Source organism: Rhizobium sp. NRK18, assembly GCF_024385575.1.
Lineage (GTDB): Bacteria > Pseudomonadota > Alphaproteobacteria > Rhizobiales > Rhizobiaceae > JANFMV01.
The window spans coordinates 446,199-470,768 of the sequence record NZ_JANFMV010000001.1; the positions used below are offsets into that span (position 1 = coordinate 446,199).

Genomic DNA, 24,570 nt, shown 5'->3' on the forward strand with positions numbered 1-24,570 from the left:
GGATGGTGGCGGTTACACTCACTTCACTTGGAAGCGGCTATCGCGCGCTGGTGATCGGGGCCAGCGGCGGCATTGGGCAGGCGCTCGCCGGCACCTTGGAGCGCGATGCTGCTTGCGGTCAGGTCTCCAGCCTCTCCCGCAGCGGCGACGGGTTCGACATCACCGATGACGCCGCCGTCGAGGACGCCGCTATGCGATCGGGCGATGAACCGTTCCAGCTGATCATCTGCGCGACGGGGGTGCTTGCGACAGGCGCGCAAGGGCCGGAAAAGACCGTCCGCCAGATCGACGCCACCGCGATGCTCGACCTTTTCGCCGTCAACGCGGCCGGCCCGGCTCTGGTCATCAAGCATTTCCTGCCGCGGCTCGATCGCAAACGCCGTTCCATCTTTGCGTTCCTGTCCGCCCGCGTCGGCTCGATCGGTGACAATGGTCTGGGTGGGTGGATATCCTACCGGGCGTCGAAGGCGGCGCTCAACCAGATCGTTCACACGGCGGCCATCGAAGCGCGGCGGACGCATGCTCAATCCATACTCGTCAGCATTCATCCGGGCACGGTGGCGACGGCACTCTCGTCCCGCTATCTCTCGGGCCATCCCTCGGTCCCACCGGAGGAGGCTGCCGCCAATATCCTGACGACGCTCGATGGCCTGCCGCCAGAGGCGACGGGCGGCTTTCGAGCCTATGACGGCAGCAAGATCGAATGGTAAGTCCGATGCTGCGGCTTATTTGCCGGCGGCAATCTTTGCAGCCTTCAGCGTATTGGCCATCAGCAGCGCAATGGTCATGACGCCGACACCGCCGGGAACGGGGGTGATGGCGGAGGCGACATCCTTGCAATCCTCGAAGTCGACGTCGCCGACGATGCGGTGCGGCTTTTCCGAGCCGGGCGGATTGGCGACGCGGTTGATGCCGACGTCGATGACGATCGCACCGGGCTTGATCCAGTTAGCCTTGACCATTTCCGGACGGCCGACGGCGGCAACCAGGATATCGGCCTGGCGGCAGACCGAAGGCAAATCCTTCGTGCGCGAATGCGCGATCGTGACGGTCGCGTTGGCCTGCAGCAGCAGGCTTGCCATCGGCTTGCCGACGATGTTGGAGCGGCCGATCACGACAGCGGACTTGCCCGAGAGGTCCTTGCCGATGACTTCCTCGATCAGGATCATGCAGCCGGCCGGCGTGCAGGGGATGGCAGCCGTCTCCGTCATGCCGGTCGTCAGCTTGCCGACATTGATCAGGTGAAAGCCGTCCACATCCTTGGCCGGATCGATTTCCTGGATGATGCGGGCTTCGTTGATATGCGAGGGCAGGGGCAGCTGCACGAGAATGCCGTGAATGGACGGATCGGCATTGAGTGTGTGCAGGAGGGCCATCAGCTCCTCTTCGGAGACGGTTTCGTCGAGCTTGTGCTCGACCGACTTGAAGCCGCATTCGATTGCCCGCTTGCCCTTGGAGCGGACGTAGAGCTGGCTTGCCGGATCGGTACCGGCGATGACGACGGCGATGCCGGGCTGCACACCGGTTTTAGCGATCAGGTCCGCCGTTTCCTGCCGGACGGTGCTCAGCACCCGTTCCGCAATGGGCTTGCCAGAAAGAATGGTCGTCTCTGCCTTCAATGCTGCCTCCATACCGGTTACCGGCCTCTCCGTGTGATGTCGCGCACTTTCGCAGAGGCTCTAGTATAGAGATGGCCCGAAAACAACATTCTTGTCCTCGTCTGCGTCGTTTCGCTCCCGTGTGACGCCGGCGGCGGGGTTCAGACAGGCAGGGCCTCGGCCATCTCCTGCAGTCGTGTGAAGCCGAGCTGTGCCGCGCCGATCAGACCCGGCTCGACCCGGCATTCGCAGCGCACCACCAGCGGTCGGTCGAATGTCCTGAGGGTTTTTGCGCGGACGGAGCGGTCGAGCCCGGTCAGCAGCGGCTCGCTGTTAGATAGTCCGCCTCCGGCCGGGATGATGTCTGCGCCGATCAGGTTGACGATCAGGGCGAGAGGGCCGGCAAGGATGTCGACGAAGACCTCGATGGTGCGGGACGCCTCGGCTTCTCCCGCCTGCCAGGCTGATACGATCTGCTCGCTGGTGAACTCCGTTCCATGCAGATGGCGGTGGAGGCGTTCCATTCCGCGAGCGCTGCCGATGGGGTCGAGGCAGCGTTCGCCGCCGCAGCCGCAAGGTATGGCAGGAATTGCCACAGGCGGATGGCCGGCAAAGTGCGGCGCTGCGGGGCCGTGGCCCCATTCACCGGCATAGCCGCCACGCTCGTTGATCAGCTTGCCCTTGACCACCACGCCGCCGCCGACACCGGTGCCGAGAATGATGCCGAAGACGGTGTGATGGCCTCGTCCGGCACCGGCCAGGGCTTCGGCGAGTGCGAAGCAGTCGGCGTCGTTGGCGATCAGCACTTCCACGCCGAGATCCGCGGTGAGATCGGCGGCAAGCCTCCGTCCGTTGATGCAGGGAATATTCGCACAGATGATCGCTCCGGTGTCCGGGTCGATGGAGCCGGCATTGGAGATGGCGACGCAGTCCGGGCGCTCGCCGGCCTCGGCAATCACCGAGCGCAGCGTGTCGACAAAGGCGGCGTAGTCGTTCGTGGGTGTGGGACGGCGCCCGAGGGGCCTGACGTCGTCCGGGGAATGCGCCAATGCGCCCTTTATCGCCGTGCCGCCAATATCAAAGCATACGATCATTATGCATTATCCTGAAAATATCTGACGAACCATCTGCCGGAACTGTCTGGGATTGGCACCGAGCGGGACGCTCTTTCGAACATGCAGCCGGCTGCGTCCGGCAGCAACCACGCACCTGCTATATCACAGCATTTGCTGCTGTTGAGCCCTTTGCAATTGCAAATCCGGTCAGTGAATTTCCTTAATTATTACATTTTTACTATGCATCTTTATGTCCGATTGAGGGGAATACGGATACACTGTTCGCGCTTTTGGTGTGCCTGCCCTGATCTCGAGGTGAACGGTACGTTGTTGGGGGATCCTTCGCTCATATGGACATGCAGATCAGCCAGGCTTTTGTCGGCGCGCGTATTTTCGACGGGGATGCCTTTCGCGACAAGGTTGCGCTCCTCGTCAGCCAGGACCGCGTCCATGCCGTCGTTCCGGAACGGGACCTGACCGAGCACGATCCGGTTACCCGCCTCGATGGCGGTATGCTCGTGCCGGGTTTCATCGATGCGCAGGTTAACGGTTATGCCGGCAAGATGCTGAATGCGGCGCCGACGGTCGGCACCGCGACGGCAATGGCGTCCAGCCTCAGGGCCATGGGAACGACTGCGATCCTGCCCACGATGATGACCGACAGCCCGTCTGCCATGCGGGCGGCCGTCAGGGCCGTCACGGGCGCCGCGATGAAGGACGCCTGCATTGTGGGCATGCATCTTGAAGGTCCGCATCTCTGGCCTGCCCGCAGAGGCATCCATCCCGGAAAATATATCCGCCCGGTCGAAGATGCCGACATTGATTACTACATCGAGGCGCGGGAGAGCCTGGGCGTACTGATGATAACGGTTGCCGGTGAGCAGATCACTCCGGGGCAGGTGCGGGAGCTGACGGCAGGCGGGGTGGTCGTCAGCCTCGGTCATACCGACTGCGATTTCACGACGGCGATGACCTTGTTCGACGCCGGTGCGACCGGAGTGTCCCATCTTTTCAATGCGATGAGCGGCTTCAGCCATCGGGCGCCCGGCGCGGTGGGCGCCGCGCTGGAACATCCCTCCGTCTGGTGCAGCATCATCGCCGACGGGCACCATGTCCTGCCGCCGGCGATGCGGATCGCTCATCGCGCCAAGAGGGGCGAGGGTCGATTGTTCCTCATCACGGATGCGATGTCGCTTGCCGGAAGCGCCGAGGAGAGCTTCATGCTGCACGGCACCGAAATCAGAAAGCATGCGGGCGACTTCTGTTCGCGCCTGTTGATGCCTGACGGGACGCTGGCCGGTTCCGACCTCGAGATGCTGACCGCCATCCGCTGCACGCTCCTGAACATGGAGACCGGACTGACCGAGGCGTTGCGCATGGCAACCTCCTATCCGGCCCGCTTTCTCGGGCTGAAGGATCGCGGCTATCTGCGCCCCGGCCATCGCGCGGACTTCCTGCATCTGACCGATACCCTGCACATCGCCGGAGTGTGGACCGGTGGTCGCAAGATTTGCACCGGGCAGGATGAACCCGACTCCCGCCGTCCGGCGCACCGCATCATGTAAACGGAAAACGCCCGCCGGTTGATCTGCCGGCCGGCGTTTCTTTCGATGACGTTGAACCGATCAGGGCTCGACGAATTCGAGCGGCCGTTCGCCGTTCTCGTCGCGGATGCAGGTCTGCAGGCCGATGCGGTTGAGCACTGCGAGGAAGGGCTGCGGCGGCAGTTCCTCGACGTTGGCCATCTTCTTCACGTCCCATGCGCCCTTGGCGACCAGGATCGCGGCGGCGACCGGCGGAACGCCGGCGGTATAGGAAATGCCCTGCGAGCCCACTTCGTTGTAGGCTTCCTTGTGATCGGCGACGTTGTAGATGAAGACCTCGCGGTCCTTGCCGTCCTTCTGGCCCTTCACGAAATCGCCGATGCAGGTCTTGCCTTCATAGTCCGGCGCCAGCGATGCGGGGTCGGGCAGGCAGGCCTTGACTACCTTCAGCGGCACAACCTCGGAACCGTCGGCAAGCTTGACCGGCTGTTCGGACAGAAGGCCGATGTTCTTCAGGACGGTGAAGACGTTGATGTAGTGCTCGCCGAAGCCCATCCAGAAGCGCACGTCGGCGCCGTCCATGTTCTTTGACAGCGAATGCACCTCGTCATGGCCGCAGAGATAGGCGCGGCGCGTGCCGACGACCGGCAGGTCGTAGTCCTTGCCGATTTCGAACATCTTGTTCGTCTGCCACTCGCCGTTCTGCCAGGAATAGACGACGCCGGTGAATTCACGGAAGTTGATTTCCGGGTCGAAATTGGTGGCGAAATACTTGCCGTGGCTGCCGGCATTGATGTCGACGATATCGACGTCGGTGATCTTGTCGAAATATTCGGCCTTGGCGAGCGCGGCATAGGCGTTGACGACGCCCGGATCGAAGCCGGCGCCGAGGATGGCGGTGATGCCCTTCTCTTCGCATTCGGCGGCGCGCTTCCACTCGTAGTTTCCGTACCACGGCGGCGTTTCGCAGATCTTGTTCGGTTCCTCGTGGATCGCCGTGTCGATGTAGGCGACGCCGGTATCCATGCAGGCGCGCAGCACCGACATGTTGAGGAAGGCGGTGCCGACGTTGATGACGATCTCGGATCCCGTCTTTTCGATCAACGCCTTGGTCGCCTCAATGTCGAGCGCATCGAGCGCGTGGGCTTCAAGAATCCCCGGCTGCTTCATCGCCTTCTTGTCGTGGACGGACTGGATGATCTGGTCGCACTTCGCCTTGGTACGCGACGCGATATGGATATCTCCGAGGATGTCGTTGTTCTGGGCGCACTTGTGCGCAACGACCTGGGCGACGCCGCCCGCACCAATAATCAGCACATTCTTCTTCATCTCACACGTAAGCCTCCGTGCAATGTTCGGGGTTGATTGGTTGTTCGTTCAGGACAGGCTGGCGACGTAGTCGTCGTACGAAAACTCGCGAACGACACGCACCGTCCCGTCCAGTTCCCTGATGGCGATGGCCGGCATCTTCACGCCGTTAAACCAGTTTTTCTTGACCATCGTATAACCGGCGGCGTCGGCGATCGAAATTCTGTCGCCGGCCTTCAGTTCGGTCTCGAAGCGGAATTCGCCGAAAATGTCACCGGCAAGGCAGGACTTGCCGCAGACCATATACTCGTGGTCGCCGGTGTTCGGCTCCAGCTTGGCGCTCTGGCGGTAGATCAGGAGGTCCAGCATGTGGGCCTCGATCGACGAGTCGACGATCGCCAGGTTCTTGCCGTTGAACATGGTGTCCAGCACGGTCACTTCAAGGCTTGCCGACTTGGTGATCGCCGCTTCGCCGGGCTCCAGGTAGACCTGCACGCCGTATTTCTCCGAGAAGGCTTTCAGGCGTGCGCAGAAGTCGTCGAGCGGATAGCCCTCGCCGGTGAAATGGATGCCGCCGCCGAGGCTGACCCAGTCGAGCCTGCCGATCAGGTGGCCGAACTGCGCCTCGATCTTGCCGAGCATGTCGGAGAACAAGCCGAGATCGCCGTTCTCGCAGTTGTTGTGGAACATGAAGCCGGAGATCTTGTCCATCACCGTCTCGATCCGGGCCGGATCCCATTCGCCGAGGCGCGAGAAGGGACGGGCCGGATCGGAGATCAGCCATTCGGAGGACGAGACGCGCGGATTGACGCGCAGCCCGCGCGTTCTGCCCTTCGACTGGTCGTCAAAGCGCGTCAGCTGGCCGATCGAGTTGAAGATGATCTTGTCGCAGTGGGCGATGACCTCATCGATCTCGTCGTCGGCGTAGGCGACCGAATAGGCATGCGTTTCGCCTGGAAATTTCTCGAAGCCGAGCTTCACCTCGTTCAGCGAGGACGAGGTCGTGCCGTCCATGTATTCGCTCATAAAGTCAAACACGCCCCAGGTGGCGAAGCACTTCAGGGCCAGGAGCGATTTCGCGCCGGATTGCTCTCGCACGTATTTGATCGTCTCCATGTTCTTCAGGAGTTTTGACTTGTCGATGAGGTAGTACGGGGTTTTCAGCATGGGCTCGCGGTCCGGCGCCTCTCTCTCGCGCCTAAGGCGCAGGGCGGCAAAGGGGTTCAACGGGTCGCTTCGGGCCGGTCCAAGTTGGCGGACTGCCCGAAATTTGAAAGCAGGTGGGCCCATAGCGCGTCCGGACCGATATCTCAATGGCAAATGTGGCGATCCGGGGCTTTCACTGCTGTCGAAGGGCGCGGAGCGACGAATCATCCGTGTCCCAAGATTTGAGGGCGTCTCTCCCAAATTCTTGCGATTCCGCAAATGCGATCCGCCGGTTAGATATATTCACAGATGCTGATGAACCGGTCTTCGAGCGAGGACTTCAGGGCCAAGCGGGATTGGCATCGGGTTTTGGTTGGGCAGCTTTGTCGCCCAATTGTGAGAGAGTTGACGTTGCTCCGGATATGGGGCCATTCGGTGCACGAGGTCGGCGGGCCTTGAGTCAACTCTCTCACACTCTCCCTTCCCTTCTGATCAAGATCAACGACATTTCAATACTCGCCTATCTATGGGCGGCCCAGTCGCGAGCACGGAGGGTGGCCAGCTCCGAAGAATTATGGGGAGATTCTGATATTTGCGGATTTTCCTGACCTTGGATTTTGTTCATAGGGTCAGGCATGCCTCTTCTGGCGCTCCGGATTCGACCCGGGCTCGCCAGCGGTGGCAAAAGCCTACGGGCCAGGCAACAACTGCCCGACAGGAGAGCCGGTGTGACGCATTCGGGGACGGGGAAATCCGGGTGCAATCAAGTGGCGGACCTAGACGCCGGCTCTCCCATTTCCCTTTCCAGAAACAAAAACGGACAGGAACCCGGCGGACGCTAATGCGACGGGTTCCTGTCCCGAGTTTCCTCCCACCGGTCGGGTGTGGAGGGGGAAAATCAGACGCGTTCGGTGGCGATGGCGATGCCCTGGCCGACGCCGATGCACATGGTCGAGAGCGCGTATCTGCCGCCGGACAAAGACAGTTCGAGTGCTGCCGTGCCTGTGATGCGGGCGCCGGACATGCCGAGCGGATGGCCGAGGGCGATCGCGCCGCCGTTCGGATTGACGCGCGGATCGTCGTCGGTGACGCCGAGTTCACGCAGGACGTAGAGGCCCTGGCTGGCAAAGGCTTCGTTGAGTTCGATGACGTCGAACTGGTCGATCGTCATGCCGAGGCGGGCAAGCAGCTTCGTGCTGGCCGGAACGGGGCCGCAACCCATGACACGCGGCGGAACGCCGGCGGTGGCACCACCGAGAATGCGGGCGATCGGGGTGAGGCCGTGCTTCTTCGCGGCAGCTTCCGAGGCGATGATCAGTGCGGCGGCGCCATCGTTGACGCCTGACGCGTTGCCGGCCGTCACGGTACCTTCGGGGAAGAGTGGACGCAGCTTGGCCAATGCCGCCATGTCGGTGCCGGCGCGCGGATGCTCGTCCTTTGCGACGACAACCGGGTCGCCCTTCTTCTGCGGAATGGTGACGGGCACGATTTCCTTCGCGAGGCGTCCATTTTCCTGGGCCGCCGTTGCCTTTGCTTGGGAGCGGACGGCCATGGCATCCTGGTCCTCGCGGCTGACGCCGAAGTCGCGGGCGACGTTTTCACCGGTTTCCGGCATGGAGTCGACGCCGTAGAGACGCTTCATCAACGGGTTGACGAAGCGCCAGCCGATGGTCGTGTCGTGGATTTCGGCATGGCGGGAAAAGGCGGTGTCGGCCTTCGGCATGACGAAGGGCGCCCGGCTCATGCTTTCCACGCCGCCGGCAATCATCAGCTCGGCCTCGCCGGCCTTGATGGCGCGGGCGGCTGTCATGATGGCGTCCATGCCGGAACCGCAGAGGCGGTTGATGGTGGTGCCCGGTACCGGAACCGGGAGGCCGGCCAGCAGTGCCGACATGCGCGCCACGTTGCGGTTGTCTTCGCCCGCCTGGTTGGCGCAGCCGAAGATGACATCCTCGACCGCTTCGAAGTCGACGCTCGGATGGCGCTCCATCAGTGCTTTCAGCGGGACCGCGCCGAGATCGTCGGCGCGGACGGAGGAGAGCGATCCGCCGAAACGGCCGATCGGCGTGCGCACATAGGCGCAGATGAAGGCTTCAGTCATGATGTCATTCCTCGATGCATGTGGTCCGGCACTAAACCGGTCTTGATCAAAGTTCCGGGACGACGAGGTCGGCAATCGGCCCGTCGGTGTAGAGCTTTGCCCCGGTCATAGCCTGCAGTTCGTCCATTGTCATGGCAGCGAGCTTTTCGCGCACGAGGAAGCGGCCGTCCTTGATGTCGATGACGGCGTGGCTCGTGTAAATCCGGGTGATGCAGCCGACGCCCGTCAGCGGGAAGGAGCAGCGCTCCACGAGCTTGGGCTCGCCCTTCTTCGTCACGTGTTCGGTGATGACGATCACCTGCTTTGCGCCGTGGACCAGATCCATGGCGCCGCCGACGGCGGGAACGCCCTTCGAGCCGACACGCCAGTTGGCGAGGTCGCCGTTTTCGGCCACCTGATAGGCGCCAAGGATGGCGACGTCGAGATGACCGCCGCGGACCATGGCAAAGCTGTCGGCGTGATGGAAGAAGGCCGCGCCCGGCTTCAACGTCACGGCCTTCTTGCCGGCATTGATCAGATCCCAGTCCTCCTCACCTTCAGGCGGAGCCTCGCCGAAGTTCAGGATGCCGTTTTCCGTATGGAAGATCGCCTGCCGGCCGGGCGGCTGGAATTTCGCCACCATTTCCGGAAAGCCGATGCCGAGGTTCACGTAGGCGCCATCGGCGATATCCTGCGCCGCGCGCCAGGCGATCTGGGCGTTGGAAAGCTTGATGTCTTCTCGCGTGTCGAATGAGTGGTTATCGGGGGTCATACGTAGGCCACTCCGGCTCGGATGAGCTCTTCTTCCTGTTGCGGGTTCTGCACTTCAACGATGCCATCGACGAAGATGCCGGGTGTGACCACATGTTCGGGGTCGATGCCGCCAGCCGGCACGATCTTCGACACCTGCGCGATGGTCTTTGCGGCGGCCATGCACATCAGCGGGTTAAAATTGCGGCCCGCCTTGTTGTAGGTGAGGTTGCCGTAGGGGTCGCCGAGTTCGGCCTTGACGATGGCGAAATCGGCCTTGAGCCAGCGTTCCTGCACGTATGACCGTCCCTCGAATTCGGCGATGACCTTGCCCTCTGCGATTTCCGTGCCGAAGCCGGTCGGCGTGTAGAAGGCCGGGATGCCGGCGCCGCCGGCCCGGATGCGTTCGGCGAGCGTGCCCTGCGGCACCAGTTCGAGCTCGATCTCGCCGGCGAGATACTTGTCGGTGAAGGCGCGGGGGTCGGACGAACGCGGGAAGGAGCAGATCATCTTCTTCACCATGCCGGCGTCGATCATGGCGGCGATGCCGATCCGTCCGTTGCCGGCATTGTTGTTGATGACCGTGAGGTTCCTCGGTCCCTTGTCGATCAGGGCGTGGATCAGTTCGATCGGCGCGCCGGAGCCGCCAAATCCGCCGATCATGACGGTCGCGCCGTCGCCGATGCCGGATACGGCCTCGGCCAGACTTGCAATTGTCTTGTTCATCAAATCCTCCGTCCCGGCATGTCCTGTCTGCCGCCGGGAATGCTGGGCATTGAAATAATCCAATCGGAAACATGCGGCAATGATATATGTGCGATAATTGACATTTGTTCGTATATCGCACATAATGGGCATCAGATTGGAGATGTGATCGTGCGCGAAACGGATTTTATGGGAGGCTTTGCCAAGGGGCTGAGCATCATCGAAGCCTTTGGCGGCGATCAGCCGAGGCTGACGATTGCGGAAGCCGCCAAGCGCACGGGGCTCGACCGGGCCACGGCGCGCCGGTGTCTCCTGACGCTGTCGGGGCTCGGCTATGCCGACTATGACGGCAAGTTCTTCGCGCTGACGCCGAAGATCCTCCGGCTCGGGCAGGCCTATCTTTCCGCGACCCCGCTGCCGGCGATCGTCCAGCCGCATCTCGACCGGCTTGCCGAAAAGGCCGGGCAGAGCGCCTCCGTCTCGGTTCTCGACGGAACGGAAATCGTCTACGTGGCGCGCGCCTCGTTGAAAAAGATCATGTCGATCAGCCTGATGGCCGGGAGCCGAATGCCGGCATACTGTACCTCCATGGGGCGGGTGCTGCTTGCCGCGCTGCCGGAAGCAAAGGCGCGCGAAGTGCTCGAACATTCGAGCCTCGAGGCGCGCACGCCTTTGACGAAGACCAATTTCGATCAGATCATGGCGGAGCTGGCGACGATCCGGGCCAAGGGGCATGCAGTCATCGACCAGGAGCTCGAGCTCGGCCTTTGCTCGATTGCGGTGCCGCTCATCAATGCGCGGGGCGAGACGATCGCGGCGCTCAACATCGGCGCTGCATCAACCAGTGCACCGGCGGCAGACATGCCCGGCCTCTACCTGGAGCAACTCATCGAAACCCAGCAGGCGCTGCACCCGATCCTCCGCTAGCATGGGCCGAGGCCGGCCAGTTTCGCAAAAGCCAGTGACCCTAACCTTGCGTGACAATCGCCTGGCATGACGCCTTGCATGAAAGACTGACGACGCTGATCCCGAGGACTGCAATGATTGAAGTGCCCGTTTCCTATGGCGAACTGATCGACAAGATCACGATTCTCGAAATCAAGAGCGCCCGAATTGCCGACGACGGCAAGCTCGCCAATGTCCGCAAGGAACTGGCGTTACTCGAGGGAAAGCTCGGCGATACGGTCAATGTGCCGGCGGTTGCGGAAATCCGTGCGGCGCTTTTCGAGGTCAACGCGACGCTCTGGGACATCGAAGATGCGATCCGCGATTGTGAACATGCGGGCAATTTCGGCCCGGAATTCGTCAAGCTGGCGCGTGCCGTCTACGTTACCAACGACGAACGCGCAGAGCTGAAGCGAAAGATCAACATAGCCCTTGATTCTGCGATCATTGAGGAAAAATCCTATAAGCCCTACAAGGCTTAATGGAGATTGTGACCGCTTTGCCGGTCATGCGTAAGGTTTGGTGCGTCGGCCCGGTGTCGGCGGAATGGTATCGAAGGACGATTGCGGACGGTGGCGGTTCAAGGCGCCCTGCAGGATTGTGTAAAGCTGATCGGCGCCGGCAAGGCGGCCGACGCAGTGGCGAACCTTCAGGCGCTCGCCGAGGACCATCCGGACGATGCCGACGTTCATCATTATCTCGGCCTCGCTTTGCATCTCTCCGGTCGCTCGGCCGAGGGCATCGCGGTTCTGAAAAAGGCAGCCGAGCTCGAACCGGACAATGCCGCCATTCACCAGAACATGGTTCTGCCGTTTCTGGCCACCGGCGATGTTCAACAAGCGATTGCCGCCGGAGAGCGGTCGGTCGCACTTGCGCCGCGCAGCCTCGGCGCCCGCGTCAATTTCATTCTGGCGCTGACGCGCGGCGGCGACTGGCAGAAGGCGGCAGTCGCCTGCGAAGAGGCCTTGTCCGCCTTTGCCGACAATCCGACCCTGCTGACGCAGATGGGACATATCCTCCTGCAACTGGATCGCAGGGAAGAGGCCGAAGAGCACTTGCGCCGGGCGCTTGCCATCCGCCCCGAGGAGCATGAAGCAAGCTATAACCTCGGCGTGCTCCTGCAACGCCAGGGCAATGACGGCGAGGCCGTCGAGTATTACCGGCGCACATTGGATTCCGATCCGCGTCATCAGGGCGCGATCATCAACCGCGCCGTCTGCCTGCGCAATCTCGGCCGGGTGACGGATGCGTTGACGGCGCTGGAAAGCGCGCCGCTCAAGCCGGAGGACTTCCCTGCGCTTGCGTACAATATCGCCTGGACGAAGCTGCTGCTCGGCCGGTGGAGCGAGGCCTGGGCCGATTACGAGAAGCGCGTCGGCGTGTTGCCGCAGCCTGCGCGGGCGACCGTGTCGGACGCGCCGCTCTGGCGTGGCGAGGATCTGACGGGCAAGACGGTCGTCGTCCTGCACGAACAGGGGCTCGGAGACACCATCCAGTTCGTCCGCCTCTTGCCGCTGATCGGCGAGAAGGCCGAGAAAGTCATCTTCGTCTGCCAGCCGCAGTTGCATGCGTTGCTGAAGACCTTTCCGGCGTTTCGCGACAATTCCGAGCGGTTTGAATTGGTCGCAGACGGTGAGGCGCCGTTGCCGACGCATGATTATCACAAGCTACTAATGTCGCTTCCGGGTCTGCTCGGTCTGCAGCCGGATCAGCCGAATGGCGGTTTTCCGTATCTGTCCGCCGAGCCAGAGCGCAAGGACAAATGGGCGGCCTTTCCCGATCGTCCAGAAGGCACGGCAAGGCCGCTCAGGATCGGATTGTCGTGGCAGGGCAACCCGAATGCCGCCACCGAGCGCGGGCGGTCGGTGCCGCTGGAGGTGTTCGCGACGCTTGGAGCCCTCGGCGATGGCGTGGAGTTCATTTCGTTGCAGAAGGGGCCCGGTGCGGATCAGCCGGCGCCCGATGGCCTCAATCTGCTGAAACCCGGTCCCGATTTCGACGCCGGGTCGGACGCCTTTCTGGATACGGCCGGCCTCATCGCATCGCTTGATCTCGTCATCACCTCCGATACGGCCGTCGCACATCTGGCCGGCGCCATGGGGCGTCCCGTCTGGCTGCTGCTGATGGCCGCGCCCGACTGGCGCTGGGGTCTTTCTGGCGAGCTGACGGCCTGGTATCCGACCATGCGGTTGTTCCGGCAGCCGGAGCAGGGCGATTGGGCCGGCGTCATGGCGCGGGTCGCGACGGAGCTGAAGGGGCTTGTCGACGCGCCGCAGCCGATCGATCCGGACCCGGGTACGATCGCCCTGGAGCAGGCGATCGCCGTCAACAGGCGTGGCGACTTTACCGGCGCGGCGAAGCTCTACCGGCACATGATGGCGCGGCGTGGGCGGTCGGCCCAGCTTCTCAACCTGACGGCCATGGCGGAGTTGGAGGCGGGAGGACGGGCCCGCGAGGCGGCACTCGCCTGCCTGCCTCTGGCGCTGCACTCACTGGCGCTGGCGCCGGCCGTCACGGATTTCTGGAGCAATCTTTCCATCGCGCTCGACAGTGCCGGGTTTCACCGGGATTCGGAGCGGGCGCTGATCGTCGCGCTGAAGGTCGATCCGGCCCACATCCCTTCGCATCTCTCGCTCGTGCGTCGCGAAATCGCTGCCGGTCATCCCGATGGCGCGTTGTCGCGCGCCAAGGCGCTGCTGTCTCATCATCCGGACAATCTCGCGGTGCTTTCCGCCTATGCAAATGCCTGCACCGCGATCGACCGGCCGGAGGAGGCCGAACGGGCGCTCGCCAAGGCCTGCCGGCTGGCGCCAGCGGACAGCAAGCTGCTGGTCCAGTGGGGTGCGGCGCTTCTGGCGCTGGGCCGGTCCGATGAGGCCGCTAGGGCCTGGGAACGGGCGATCATCGCCGATCCCGCCAATTCCGATGCCTGGAACAATCTCGGCGTCCAGGAGCGCAGCCATGGTGAGCCGGACATTGCCGTCTGGTTCCAGCGCCAGGCGGTTGCGGCACGGCCCGGCAATGCGGAAGCCTGGTCGAATCTCGGCGTCAGCGAAATGGACGCGGGGCGGGAGGAGGAGGCCATCGCCTGCTTCCGCAAGGCAATCGAACTGCGTCCAGCTTACGCCGATCCGAAGATGGCGCTCGGCATGGCGCTGATGAACAATGGCGATCTCGCCGCCGGCCTGCCGCTTTACGAGGAGCGGCTGAACGTGGGCGCGCTCGGCCTTGGCGCGACCCGACCGAAGCTTGACGAATGGAAGGGCGAAGACCCGGCGGGCAAGAGCTTTCTTCTTTTGGCCGAGCAGGGTTTTGGCGACGCCTTCCAGTTCGTGCGTTATGCCGCGGTTCTCAAGGAACGGGGTGCGGCCAAGGTTTTCGTCGGTTGCCGGGGGAAGATCGCCGCGCTGATGGCCGGGGCCAAGGGCGTCGATGGCGTGGTGCGCGAAGGCGACCGGTTTCCGGCGACCGACTACTATGCCTTCATGATGAGCCTGCCGATGCTTTGCGGCACGCGCGTCGAGAGCATACCGAGCTATCCAAGTTATCTGACGGCGAACGATGAGCGGCAGACCCGCTGGGCGGAATGGCTGAACCGGAAGCCCGGTTTCCGCGTGGGGATCGTCTGGCAGGGCAATCCGGATCCGAAGGTCGATCGCGGCCGGAGTTTCCCGCTTTCGACGCTGGAGCCTTTGGCCGCGATCCCGGGCGTTCGGCTGATCGCGCTGCAGAAGGGGCCGGGCGAGGAACAGATCGCCGCGCTTTCCGGTCGTTTCGCAATAGACCAGCCGCCGGAGGATTTCGATAGCGGTCCGGATGCCTTTGCCGATACCGCGGCGATGATGATGAACCTCGACCTCATCGTCACATCGGACACGGCCACCGCCCATCTTGCCGGCGCGCTCGGCAAGCCCGTCTGGATCCTGTTGAAGGCGAAAGCCGAATGGCGGTTCCTGCGCGGCCGGTCGGATTCCCCCTGGTATCCCTCGGCACGGCTCTTCCGACAGGTCGCCGGCGAAACGCCGGGCTCACCATTTGCCGGAGCGGTCGGTCGCCTCGCCAGGGAGCTGGAAAAGCTGGTCCGCGGTGACCGCTCCGTTCTGTTTCGCACGCATGTCGAGCCGGAAGCGCCTCCGGCACCCACCAGCGAGCGCGAGCAGTTCGCGGCTGCCATTCGAGCCCATGTTGCCGGAAAGACGGAAGTGGCGCGAAAGGGCTATGCCGGGCTCTTGAGCAAGCCGAAGACCGAACCGGAAGCGCTGCATATGCTGGGCGCGATGGCGCTGGAGACGCAGAATTTCGCGCGCGCGCATCTCTTCTTCCTGAAGGCGCAGGAGAAGGGGCTGAAGACCCGCGAGTTTCGCACGAACTTCGCCATTGCGCTTCGCAATCTTGGCAAGGTTGCGGAGGCCGAGGCGATGCTGAGGGGATGCCTGGCCGAGAAGGAAACGGCGGAAGCGCAGATGACGCTCGGCAATCTGCTGCGCGATGACGGGCGCTTTTCCGAGGCGATCGCGGCCTATGAACGGGCGATCATTCTCAGGCCGGAAATCTCCAAGTCGCATCGGGGCCTCGCCAACGCGCTGAAGGATGTGGGGCGCACCGACGAGGCGATCGATGCGTTCAACAAGGCGCTGGCTTTGGCGCCGGGCGATACGGAGACGCTGATCGACCGGGCGCATGCCTATCTGCAGAAAGGCAATCTGCCGGCTGGCTTCAAGGATTACGAGCACCGCTTCTTCGGCCTCGAGATGAAGGACCGGAAACTGGCGATCCCGCGCTGGCGGGGCGAGCCGATCGGCGACAAGGTTTTGTTCGTCCACGGCGAACAGGGATTCGGCGACCAGATCCAGTTTGCCCGTTTCGTGGTGCAAGCTGCCACAATGGCCGGACACGTCGTCCTTGAACTTCGCGATCCGCTGATCCCGCTGTTTCGCGCGCTGCCGGGCACGGAAAACGTTATCATCACGCGTCAGGGTATCGATCCTGTGCCGATCGCGGATTTCGAAATTCCGATGCTCAGCCTGCCGCTGGTGTTTGGCACGACCCTGGAAACCCTGCCGCGGCCGGTGCCCTTTGCGGTCGATCAGGCTGCTGTCGAGACCTGGCGCGCAACGTTTGGCGGCAAGGGCAAGTTCCGCGTCGGTCTCGTCTGGCAGGGCAATCCGAATGCGCGCGCCGACAATGGCCGCTCGCCGCCGCTGAAAAGCCTGGCGCCTCTCTTCGATCTTCCGGACATGCATTTCGTGGCTCTGCAGTTTCGCGATGGCCTCGACCAGTTGCGTGACGTGCCGTTTGCCGATCGCATCGAGGTGCCGGGCGAGGCGCTCGGCGATTTTGCCAGCACGGCAGCGGCGATGCAGGCTCTGGATCTCGTCATTTCCTCCTGCACCTCGTCGCTGCACCTTGCCGCGACGCAGGGCCTGCCGACCTTCGGGCTGTTGAAATACAATTCCGACTGGCGCTGGATGCGTGACCGGTCGGACAGCCCCTGGTACCCGAAACTCAGGCTCATTCGCCAGCCGAAGATGGGTGACTGGGACAGCGTCGCGGAAAAGGCGGCGACCGCGCTGAAGAGCTTCGCGGAGTGGCGCCGATGACGGGCGGCGAAGATGATGGTGCCATGTTGAAGCGTGCCTTCGATCTGCACACGGCCGGCGATTTCGCGGCGGCGCTTGCGATTTATGAACAACTGCTTGAAGAGGCGCCGAACCATCCCGACGCGCTGCGGCTTGCCGCTTCGGCAAAGCGCTCCGCCGGCGATCTTGCCGGCGCGCTGGTACTTTTCGAAAGGTTGACGGCAGAAGAGACCGTACAGGCGGAAGTCTGGTTCAACTACGGCAATGCGCTTGCGGACGCCGGGCGGTTTGCGGATTCGATAGCCGCCTATCAAAAGGCGATTGACGGCGGCAATAGGACGGCGGAGGTCTACGCCAATCTCGGGATTGCCGAGGTGGGCGGCGGCAATCATCACGCGGCCATCGCCGCCTATCATACCGCGCTCGGTCTTGACCCGCGCCACAAGACGGCCATGCACAATCTCGGCAACGCGCTGGTCGAAGCCGGGGATCTCGACGGCGCCATCGACATGTTGCGGCGGACGGTCGCCGTCTATCCTGATCTTGCCGAGGCACGCTACAATCTTGCGCTGGCGTTGCTTCGGGCCGGCGATTTTGCCGCCGGCTTCCGCCACTACGAGTGGCGCTGGCGGACGGAGAAGTTTCCCGCACGACCGCGACATACGGAAGTCGCCGACTGGGGCGGACGGCCCTATCCCGGCAAGACGCTGCTCGTGCATGCGGAGCAGGGGCTCGGCGATACCATCCAGTTCGCGAAGCTGCTACCGCTGGCCCGCTCGCTCGGCGGCCGGCTGGTCCTGCAGGTTCCGGACAAGCTGGTGAGGCTGCTTTCCCGCCTGCAGGGTTTCGACAGCATCGTCGGCGACAGCGAGGATCCCGGATCCTTCGACCTGCAATCGCCGCTTCTCGGCCTGCCGCAACGGCTGCAGCTGACGCCGGGCAGCATACCGGTCGCCCGGTCGCACCTGACGGTCGAACCGGAGCGTATCCTTCACTGGCGCAAGGCGTTGCGGCTCGAGGGCGGCGCAAAGGCGATCGGCCTTGTCTGGAAAGGCAATCCGAACTCACCGGTCGAGCGCGGCCGCAGCCTTGCCGGACCACGTGAGCTGGCGCCCTTTGCCGCTCTAACGGATGTCCGGCTGATCGCTCTGCAGAAGCTGGCGGCGGGCATGCTGGAGCGGGCCGATACGCCGTCGGGCTGGAAGGTCGGCGGACTGGATTTCGTCCTGGAGCATCCGGGTCCGGACTTCGATGCGGGAGCGGACGCCTTCATCGACACCGCCGGCATCATGGCCAATCTTGGCGGGGTCGTGTCGGTCTGTACTGCGCCGCTGCACCTTGCCGGAGCACTCGGCGTGCCGAGTGTAGCGCTTTTGAAAACGGCGGCCGACTGGCGCTGGATGACAGAGCGGACCGATACGCCCTGGTATCCTTCCATGACGCTCTGCCGGCAGACACGGTCGGGCGATTTCGGCCCGGCGATCGCCGCTGCCGTTGACGTGGTCTCGGGCTGGCTTTCAGTTCAGAGATAGCCGCTGACGATCGCCTTCATCTGGTCGGCCGTGCGCGACCAGGAATAGCCGGCGAGCTTGGCCGCGCCGCGATCGCCGCGCCTGCGGGCATCCGCGCGATCGCGATAGGCGCGCTCCAGCATCTCGTCGATCTCGTCCACATCGCTTTCGCCCCAGCCGGCGACCGAGCCGACGCCGGCGCCGCTGCCGTCCACCGGTGTCTGCTTTTCCAGCGCATAGCAGTTGTTGCCGTCGATCAGATCGAGATGGCCGGTATTGGCCGACAGGATCGCCGGCACGCCGCAGGCCATGGCCTCCATGGCGACGAGGTTGGTGCCACCTTCCGAACGGTTGGGGAACACCGCGACGTCCATCTCGCGGAGCACCGGCGCCATCAGCGCGTTGGGGATGGCGCCAAGGTCGAGGAACTGGTTGCGGGCAATGCCATTCGTCTCCGCCCATGCGGCCTGGTCGACCTTGCCTTCCGCGGTAAACGGCAAGGGCGCGGTCATGCCGCTTTCGTCCAGGCTCTTTGCCAGCTGCGGCCACGGACTGTGCCAGGCCGCCGCCAAAAGCGCGTCGGGATGGCGCTTGGCAAAGCGGGTAAAGGCCGCGACCACGAGGTCCTGGCCCTTGCGCCGTTCCAGCTTGCCGCCGGTGAAAACGAGGAAGCGATCCTTCAGAACGCCTTGCTTTTGCGCGGGATGGAACAGCGTCTGGTCGATGCCCTGGATGACAGTCTTCACGTTGGTCAGCCCGTAGGCGCGCAGAATCCGTTCGTTCCAGGTCGAGCCTGTGACGATCAGCGGAAAGGACCGGGCGCGCTCAAGGACGTCCTCGGACAGTTGCGGCACTTCGAAGAAGACGACACCGAGGTTCGGCGCGCCCTGCAGCATCACGCCATGGGCGCCGGGCATCGTCTGGAAATCGTTGCCGAGCCCGACCAGGACGGGCGCGTTGACGCTGGTCGGCTTGCCGGCGCGCTCTTCCAGCCGTTTGACGAAGTCGAGCGAGGCCTTGAAAAACGGGGAGAGCGCCTGCTGGCGCAGCGGATCAACGGCGATCTGGTCGCCCCGGAGCGGCAGGGAGCAGACTGGTTCGAAATCGGCATCGGCCGACCAGTTGAGGGCGAGGTTGAGGCCGTAGATTCCCCAGCCGAAGAAGCTGGAAATGCCCCAGTGAATGATGACCGGTTTTCTCATCGGCTCCCGAAAATGCTGTCCGCTTGTCCGTCCTTATCCAGCGCCAATGTTGCGTGGCGCTGACGTGCCGAGGCGAAGTTCAGCCAGCCCGCAAAATCAGCCGTGAATCCAGCATCGCGAAAGCTTCCACACATAGGGTCTAACCTGAATGGGCAGGATGCCCTCTCTCTTTTTCCTGTTTTCCTGCCGGAAGACGCCAAGAGGTAGTCCAGAATGAGTGAGACGGATCGGGATCCGACAGCAGAGCGTTCGGTGAGTTCCCCCTTCAAGGCACTGGTGCTGGCCGGACGCAAGCTGGGCCTGTCGCTTTCGCTTGAACAGATCCAGCGCGACTTTTCCGATTCCGGACGAGTGCCGGACCTTCCGGTTCTGGCCGAGATCGCCAAGGAACACGGCATGAAGAGCCGGGCGCTGAAGGTGACTTGGCGCGTGCTCAGCCAGCTCGACCAGAGCATTTCGGCGATCATCTGCCTGCGCGACGGCACGCTTCTCGTCTTCGATCAGTATCTCAACGATCCGGTCACGCCGCAGGTGGTGCTGCGCGATCCCGGCGATCCAGTCCATGGCAAGGTCGCGGTCGACCAGCTGCGCCTGGAACAGGTCTGGGACGGCAGCGTCGTGCTGTTCAAGAAGGCGCCGGTCCTCCACCATTTCGACGAGGAAGATCCGGAGGAGTTCAACTTTGCCTGGATGACGCGCCAGGTCTTCAAGGAGCGCCGGCTGTTCAGGGACATCCTGATTGCCGCCATGTCGCTCGGCGTGCTGTCGCTGGTGCCGTCGATCCTCTATCTGGTCGTCATCGACAAGGTTCTCGTCCATCACCGCATCTCGACCCTGATGATGATGGTGATCGCGATTGCCGTCGTGCTCGTCTTCGACATGGCGCTCAGCTACCTCAAGCGGATGATGTCGGCGGTCGCCACCGCGCGCATCGACGTCCGGCTGAACCTCTACATCTTCAATCGCCTGTCGCGCCTGCCGATCGAATTCTTCGAACAGAATCCGACCGGCGAGATCGTCTACCGGTTGGGCGAAGCCAAGCGCGTGCGCGCCTTCATCACCGGCCAGCTGTTCGGCACGATGCTCGATCTCCTGTCGCTGGTCGTGCTGATCCCGGCCATGTTCCTGCTTTCGCCGGTGCTGTCCTTCTGGGTGCTCGGCATCGCCTCAATGATGTCGCTGGTGCTGGTCATCTACATGGGGCCGATCCGCAAGGCCTATGCGCGGGTGATGAAGTCCGAACACCAGCGCACCTCGATGCTGATCGAGACGATCAACGGCATCCGCACGATCAAGTCGATGGCGCTGGAAGGCCGCAAGCGGCGCGAATGGGACCAGAAGGTCGCCGAATCCGTCCGTGCACAGACCGAACTCCTGAACCTCGCCAACCAGCCGCAGACCCTTTTGGCGCCGCTCGAAAAGCTGATCTACGCCGGATCGCTGTGCATCGGCGCCTATATTGCGATCTCCTCCGACAGCGCGGTGATGACCGGCACGCTCGTGGCCTTCACCATGGTCGCACAGCGGGCCACCCAGCCGATCGTGCAGCTGGCGGCGCTCATGCAGCCGCTGGAAGAGGCCCGCGCTGCATTGAGGCAGGTCGGATCGGTCATCAACCATCCGGCTGAACGCGGTTCAGGCAGCGGCGTGCGTCCGGTGCTGAAAGGCGAGATCGAATTCGAGGACGTGCGGTTCACCTATGCCGGCGGTTCGCAGCCGGCGCTCGACCAGATCAGCTTCCGTGTGAAGCCGGGTGAAGTCGTCGGCATCATGGGCCGCAGCGGCTCGGGCAAGACGACGGTGACGCGGCTCCTGCAGGGCCTGCATTCGAATTACGGCGGTCTTATCCGCATGGACGGCGTCGAGCTGAAGGAAATCGACCTCTATCACCTGCGTTCCAATATCGGCGTGGTGCTGCAGGAAAGCTTCATGTTCAAGGGCTCGATCCGCGACAACATCACCGCGGGCAAGCCGGATGCGCTGCCGGAAGAGATGATTGCCGCAGCACAGCTTGCCGGCGCGGACGAGTTCATCGAGCGGCTGCCGCGTGGGTACGACACCATGCTGGAAGAAGGTGCGACCAACCTTTCCGGCGGCCAGCGTCAGCGTCTGGCGATCGCCCGGGCGCTGATCTCCAACCCGCCCATTCTCGTCTTCGACGAGGCGACCAGCGCGCTCGACCCCGACAGCGAGGCGATCATCATGGGCAATCTCAACGAGATCGCCCGGGGCCGCACGGTCCTGATGATTTCCCACCGTCTGTCTTCGCTCGTCAACTGCGACCAGATCCTGATGTTCGAACGCGGACGGTTGAGGGATGCGGGCCTGCATGGCGATCTGATGAAGCGGTCCCCCGACTACCGGTATCTGTGGAACCAGCAGAACCGCCACATGATGATGGATGCAAAGAGCAATGTTCAAGGCCTTAACGCTGTTGCCTGACGATGCCGATGCGTCGCAGAATGCGGCCTCGGAGTTCATATCGGACAGTGCGGAAATCCTGAACGCAGCCATTCCCAAGGCTGCGCGGATGACCGTGACCGTCGTCGCGGCCTTTGTCGGCGTCGCCATTCTGTTGTCGATCCTCATCCCGATCGAGCGCGTCGTGTCGTCGACCGGCCGGATCATTTCGGAAGCGCCGCATGTCGTCATCCAGCCGATCGAAACGTCGATCGTCCGGGAAATCCATGTGCGCGAAGGCCAGCGGGTCAACAAGGGTGAAATCCTTGCCACCCTCGATCCGACCTTTTCTGAAGCCGATGCCACCTCGTGGCGGCGCCAGGTCGGTGCGCTGAAGGCGGAAATCGAGCGGCTTTACGACGAAGTCGACGGACGTCCCTACCAGCCGCTCGGCAACGACCTCTTCACCGAACTGCAGCAGCGCTACTACAGCGCCCGCAAGTCGCAATACGATTCGGCCATCACCAACCTGAATGGCAAGGTGGCGGCGATCGAAGCGCTGCGCACCCAGCTTTCCTCCGAGCTGCATCTATTCGGCCAGCGGCTGGATATCCTCAAGCAGACGGAGGAGATGAAGGCATCGCTGGTTGAGCGGCAGGCGATCAGCAAGATGGAATTGCTGCAGGTCTCGGACAACCGGCTGGAACTGGAGCGGCAGATCGCCGAACTGCAGGGCCAGCTGTCGACCAGCGCCAATGATCTCGAAAGCGCCAAGGCGGCGCGGGACAATTATGTCCAGCAATGGCGTTCAGACGCCATGCAGCAGCTCGTCAAGCAGCAGGGCGAGCTGAATTCCGCCATGGAACAGCTCTCCAAGGCAGACAAGCGGCATGAGCTGATCGAGATGCGCGCGCCTCAGGATGCGATCGTGCTGCAGGTTGGCGACATATCCGTCGGCGCAGTCGTCCAGACGGCGCAGAAGATGTTCATCCTCGTCCCGGCGGATGCAAAGCTCGAAGTCGAGGCCGAGATCTCGACTTTGGAACAGGGTTTCGTCCATCCCGGCCAGGAAGTGGAAGTGAAGCTCGACGCCTGGCCGTTTGCCAAGTACGGCGGACTGAAGGGAACCGTCCGTTCGCTGTCGGCCGACAGCGTCACCATCGGCAAGAACAACGACAGCAACGGCAAGGCCGTCTACCTGGCCAAGATCGACCTCGACAGCCCGAACCTCGATTCGAAGCCGGCCGGCTACGGGCTCGTTCCGGGCATGACGCTGACCTCCGACATCGTCGTCGGCAAGAGAACGCTTGCGGGCTATCTGTTCGAGCGCGCAAGCCCTGCATTGACTGAAGGAATGCGAGAACCATGATGGATCTTTTCACGCGGAAGATGACCTTCCTCGACAATTTCATGTTCAAGCGCGCATGCAAGCACATTCGCAACGGCGAACTCGTGCAGGGTGCACGGCTTTTGAACCGGATCGGCTCGCATGGGCATCGCGACGCGGCTTACGAACTGGCCAAGCTCTACGAGAGCGGCAAGGGCGTGATCGCCGATATCGGCCGCGCCCGCCATTGGGCTCGACAGGCGGCGGATGCCGGGCATGCACGCGCCATGGTGCGGCTGGCAAAGCTCTATCTCATCCAGCCGAATGTTCCGGCCTACAAGGGCGCGGCGGCGAACCTGCTGCAGTCGGAACTGGAAGATCTCGAAGCGCGTCCGACCGAAGCGCGGCTCTACGCCACGCGCGCGGCCATGGCCGGCAGCATCGAGGGCATGGCCCTTGCCGGCTATCTCTGCGCCTCCGGCATCGGCGGCGAGGTCGATTATCGCACGGCCTGGATCATGTATTCCAAGGCTGCAGATGCCGGCAATGTCGAGGCCAATCTCGGCATCGGCACGCTGATCGCCAGCGGCAAGGTCGGCAATCCGGATTACGAGAAGGCCGAACGGCATCTGAAATTGGCCGCCGACGCCGGCAACATGACGGCGCGCCACTATCTGGCCGTCCTGATGCTGCAGGGCCACAGCAAGGAAGGCGACGTGCAGGCGGGACTGCGCATTCTTGTTGCCTCGGCGATGAAGGGGCATCAGGTCTCGATCGAGGAACTCGCCAAATACTATCTCGATCCCGAGCACAAGGACCGGGACCGGCAGATGGGCATGCGCTGGCTGGTCTCGCTCGGCCGCATGGGCCATCACCGCGCCTGCCGCGAACTGGTGCAGCGCTATTCCAAGGGCGTCGATGTGGCGCCCGATCCCTTCGAGGCGATCGCCTGGCTGGAGAAGGGCGCGGAAGCCGGCGACGTCGCGGCGCAGTTCCAGTTGGCGATCCAGTATACACTCGGCCGGCTGACACCGCTCGACAATGCCCGGGCCCGCCAGTGGTTCAAGAAGGCGGCGCAGAAGGGTCACACGATCGCGATGGTCAATCTCGGCCGGTTCATGATGAGCGGCACGGGCGGATCCGTCGATATCAAGGGCGCCCGCGAGTGGCTGGAAAAGGCTTATGAAATGGGCGAACAGGCCGTCTTCCCGGCGCTCGGGGAGCTTTATGCCTTCAAGTCCGATCCGCCGGATTACGAAGCCGCCCGGCTGGTCCTGTCCCGCGGCGCGCAGAGCGGTGACGCCCTTTCCCGCCAGCTGCTGGCCAAGCTCGATGCCGTGCTGAAAGAGCGCGCCGCTTGAGACCGGCCGGAAGCCAAGCTCATTCCGTTGCAAAGGCCCGCTTTACCGCGGGCCTTCTT

The 24,570-nt window shown here is 63.2% G+C and carries 17 protein-coding genes; 9 read left to right on the plus strand and 8 right to left on the minus strand.

Going from position 1 to position 24,570, the window contains the following annotated elements; translation table 11 throughout:
• Positions 1-2 precede the first annotated feature (2 nt).
• Positions 3-710, plus strand: coding sequence for an SDR family NAD(P)-dependent oxidoreductase (locus tag NN662_RS02040; protein ID WP_261928652.1), 708 nt, complete (start codon positions 3-5; stop codon positions 708-710).
• A gap of 15 nt (positions 711-725) precedes the next feature.
• Here NN662_RS02040 and folD read toward each other — a convergent pair whose 3' ends face one another.
• Both folD and NN662_RS02050 read right to left on the minus strand, forming a co-directional pair.
• Positions 726-1,631: a bifunctional methylenetetrahydrofolate dehydrogenase/methenyltetrahydrofolate cyclohydrolase FolD gene (gene folD, locus NN662_RS02045; protein WP_261928653.1), complete on the minus strand. Its 906-nt coding sequence runs from the start codon at positions 1,629-1,631 to the stop codon at positions 726-728.
• Between the two features lie 128 nt (positions 1,632-1,759).
• A complete protein-coding gene (locus NN662_RS02050; protein ID WP_261928654.1) occupies positions 1,760-2,692 on the minus strand; it encodes an ROK family protein in 933 nt (310 codons plus the stop codon).
• Positions 2,693-3,003: 311 nt separating this feature from the next.
• Here NN662_RS02050 and nagA point away from each other — a divergent pair, with 311 nt between their 5' ends.
• Positions 3,004-4,218 carry an N-acetylglucosamine-6-phosphate deacetylase gene (nagA, locus tag NN662_RS02055; protein WP_261928655.1) on the plus strand — a complete coding sequence of 405 codons (1,215 nt, stop codon included), beginning with the start codon at positions 3,004-3,006 and terminating at the stop codon, positions 4,216-4,218.
• 60 nt (positions 4,219-4,278) lie between these two features.
• Here nagA and NN662_RS02060 read toward each other — a convergent pair whose 3' ends face one another.
• The 5 genes from NN662_RS02060 to NN662_RS02080 form a co-directional block, all read right to left on the minus strand.
• Positions 4,279-5,526, minus strand: a complete 1,248-nt coding sequence (locus tag NN662_RS02060) for a saccharopine dehydrogenase family protein (RefSeq protein WP_261928656.1) — start codon at positions 5,524-5,526, stop codon at positions 4,279-4,281.
• 48 nt (positions 5,527-5,574) lie between these two features.
• The gene (gene nspC, locus NN662_RS02065; protein ID WP_261928657.1) at positions 5,575-6,672 is read right to left on the minus strand and encodes a carboxynorspermidine decarboxylase; all 1,098 of its coding nucleotides are present in this window, start codon (positions 6,670-6,672) and stop codon (positions 5,575-5,577) included.
• An 877-nt stretch (positions 6,673-7,549) separates the two neighbouring features.
• On the minus strand, positions 7,550-8,752 hold the full coding sequence (gene pcaF / locus NN662_RS02070) for a 3-oxoadipyl-CoA thiolase (protein WP_261928658.1): 1,203 nt from the start codon (positions 8,750-8,752) through the stop codon (positions 7,550-7,552).
• 46 nt (positions 8,753-8,798) lie between these two features.
• Entirely contained in the window at positions 8,799-9,503 is a 705-nt protein-coding gene (locus tag NN662_RS02075) for a CoA transferase subunit B (protein ID WP_261928659.1), read from the minus strand.
• Positions 9,500-10,207, minus strand: coding sequence for a 3-oxoacid CoA-transferase subunit A (locus tag NN662_RS02080; protein ID WP_261928660.1), 708 nt, complete (start codon positions 10,205-10,207; stop codon positions 9,500-9,502). The genes NN662_RS02075 and NN662_RS02080 overlap by 4 nt, the downstream gene beginning before the upstream one ends.
• A gap of 150 nt (positions 10,208-10,357) precedes the next feature.
• On the opposite strand from NN662_RS02080, the gene NN662_RS02085 reads away from it, so the two are divergent.
• From NN662_RS02085 to NN662_RS02100, 4 genes are all read left to right on the plus strand, one after another.
• Positions 10,358-11,113, plus strand: coding sequence for an IclR family transcriptional regulator C-terminal domain-containing protein (locus tag NN662_RS02085; RefSeq protein WP_261928661.1), 756 nt, complete (start codon positions 10,358-10,360; stop codon positions 11,111-11,113).
• Between the two features lie 113 nt (positions 11,114-11,226).
• A complete protein-coding gene (locus NN662_RS02090; RefSeq protein WP_261928662.1) occupies positions 11,227-11,613 on the plus strand; it encodes a DUF6165 family protein in 387 nt (128 codons plus the stop codon).
• Positions 11,614-11,703: 90 nt separating this feature from the next.
• Positions 11,704-16,731 (plus strand): tetratricopeptide repeat protein, encoded by a 5,028-nt coding sequence (locus tag NN662_RS02095; RefSeq protein WP_261928663.1) that lies wholly within the window; start codon positions 11,704-11,706, stop codon positions 16,729-16,731.
• The gene (locus NN662_RS02100; protein WP_261928664.1) at positions 16,728-18,242 is read left to right on the plus strand and encodes a tetratricopeptide repeat protein; all 1,515 of its coding nucleotides are present in this window, start codon (positions 16,728-16,730) and stop codon (positions 18,240-18,242) included. The genes NN662_RS02095 and NN662_RS02100 overlap by 4 nt, the downstream gene beginning before the upstream one ends.
• Here NN662_RS02100 and NN662_RS02105 read toward each other — a convergent pair.
• On the minus strand, positions 18,233-19,423 hold the full coding sequence (locus tag NN662_RS02105; protein ID WP_261928665.1) for a glycosyltransferase family 4 protein: 1,191 nt from the start codon (positions 19,421-19,423) through the stop codon (positions 18,233-18,235). The two genes, NN662_RS02100 and NN662_RS02105, sit on opposite strands and share 10 nt — an antisense overlap.
• Positions 19,424-19,636: 213 nt before the next feature.
• Between NN662_RS02105 and NN662_RS02110 the strand changes: the two genes are divergently transcribed.
• The 3 genes from NN662_RS02110 to NN662_RS02120 are packed head-to-tail and all read left to right on the plus strand — an operon-like array spanning position 19,637 to position 24,511.
• Positions 19,637-21,865 carry a peptidase domain-containing ABC transporter gene (locus NN662_RS02110; protein ID WP_261928666.1) on the plus strand — a complete coding sequence of 743 codons (2,229 nt, stop codon included), beginning with the start codon at positions 19,637-19,639 and terminating at the stop codon, positions 21,863-21,865.
• The gene (locus NN662_RS02115) at positions 21,837-23,192 is read left to right on the plus strand and encodes an HlyD family type I secretion periplasmic adaptor subunit (RefSeq protein ID WP_261928667.1); all 1,356 of its coding nucleotides are present in this window, start codon (positions 21,837-21,839) and stop codon (positions 23,190-23,192) included. Before NN662_RS02110 ends, NN662_RS02115 begins: the two co-directional genes overlap by 29 nt.
• Positions 23,189-24,511, plus strand: a complete 1,323-nt coding sequence (locus tag NN662_RS02120; RefSeq protein WP_261928668.1) for a tetratricopeptide repeat protein — start codon at positions 23,189-23,191, stop codon at positions 24,509-24,511. Before NN662_RS02115 ends, NN662_RS02120 begins: the two co-directional genes overlap by 4 nt.
• Positions 24,512-24,570 lie beyond the last annotated feature (59 nt).

Excerpts from the sequence above, each read along its gene's own strand:
- NN662_RS02040 (WP_261928652.1), top strand. The coding sequence starts at position 3 with ATGGTGGCGGTTACACTCACTTCACTTGGAAGCGGCTATCGCGCGCTG.
- folD (WP_261928653.1), bottom strand. The coding sequence starts at position 1,631 with ATGGAGGCAGCATTGAAGGCAGAGACGACCATTCTTTCTGGCAAGCCC.
- NN662_RS02050 (WP_261928654.1), bottom strand. The coding sequence starts at position 2,692 with ATGATCGTATGCTTTGATATTGGCGGCACGGCGATAAAGGGCGCATTG.
- nagA (WP_261928655.1), top strand. The coding sequence starts at position 3,004 with ATGGACATGCAGATCAGCCAGGCTTTTGTCGGCGCGCGTATTTTCGAC.
- NN662_RS02060 (WP_261928656.1), bottom strand. The coding sequence starts at position 5,526 with ATGAAGAAGAATGTGCTGATTATTGGTGCGGGCGGCGTCGCCCAGGTC.
- nspC (WP_261928657.1), bottom strand. The coding sequence starts at position 6,672 with ATGCTGAAAACCCCGTACTACCTCATCGACAAGTCAAAACTCCTGAAG.
- pcaF (WP_261928658.1), bottom strand. The coding sequence starts at position 8,752 with ATGACTGAAGCCTTCATCTGCGCCTATGTGCGCACGCCGATCGGCCGT.
- NN662_RS02075 (WP_261928659.1), bottom strand. The coding sequence starts at position 9,503 with ATGACCCCCGATAACCACTCATTCGACACGCGAGAAGACATCAAGCTT.
- NN662_RS02080 (WP_261928660.1), bottom strand. The coding sequence starts at position 10,207 with ATGAACAAGACAATTGCAAGTCTGGCCGAGGCCGTATCCGGCATCGGC.
- NN662_RS02090 (WP_261928662.1), top strand. The coding sequence starts at position 11,227 with ATGATTGAAGTGCCCGTTTCCTATGGCGAACTGATCGACAAGATCACG.
- NN662_RS02100 (WP_261928664.1), top strand. The coding sequence starts at position 16,728 with ATGACGGGCGGCGAAGATGATGGTGCCATGTTGAAGCGTGCCTTCGAT.
- NN662_RS02105 (WP_261928665.1), bottom strand. The coding sequence starts at position 19,423 with ATGAGAAAACCGGTCATCATTCACTGGGGCATTTCCAGCTTCTTCGGC.
- NN662_RS02110 (WP_261928666.1), top strand. The coding sequence starts at position 19,637 with ATGAGTGAGACGGATCGGGATCCGACAGCAGAGCGTTCGGTGAGTTCC.
- NN662_RS02115 (WP_261928667.1), top strand. The coding sequence starts at position 21,837 with ATGTTCAAGGCCTTAACGCTGTTGCCTGACGATGCCGATGCGTCGCAG.
- NN662_RS02120 (WP_261928668.1), top strand. The coding sequence starts at position 23,189 with ATGATGGATCTTTTCACGCGGAAGATGACCTTCCTCGACAATTTCATG.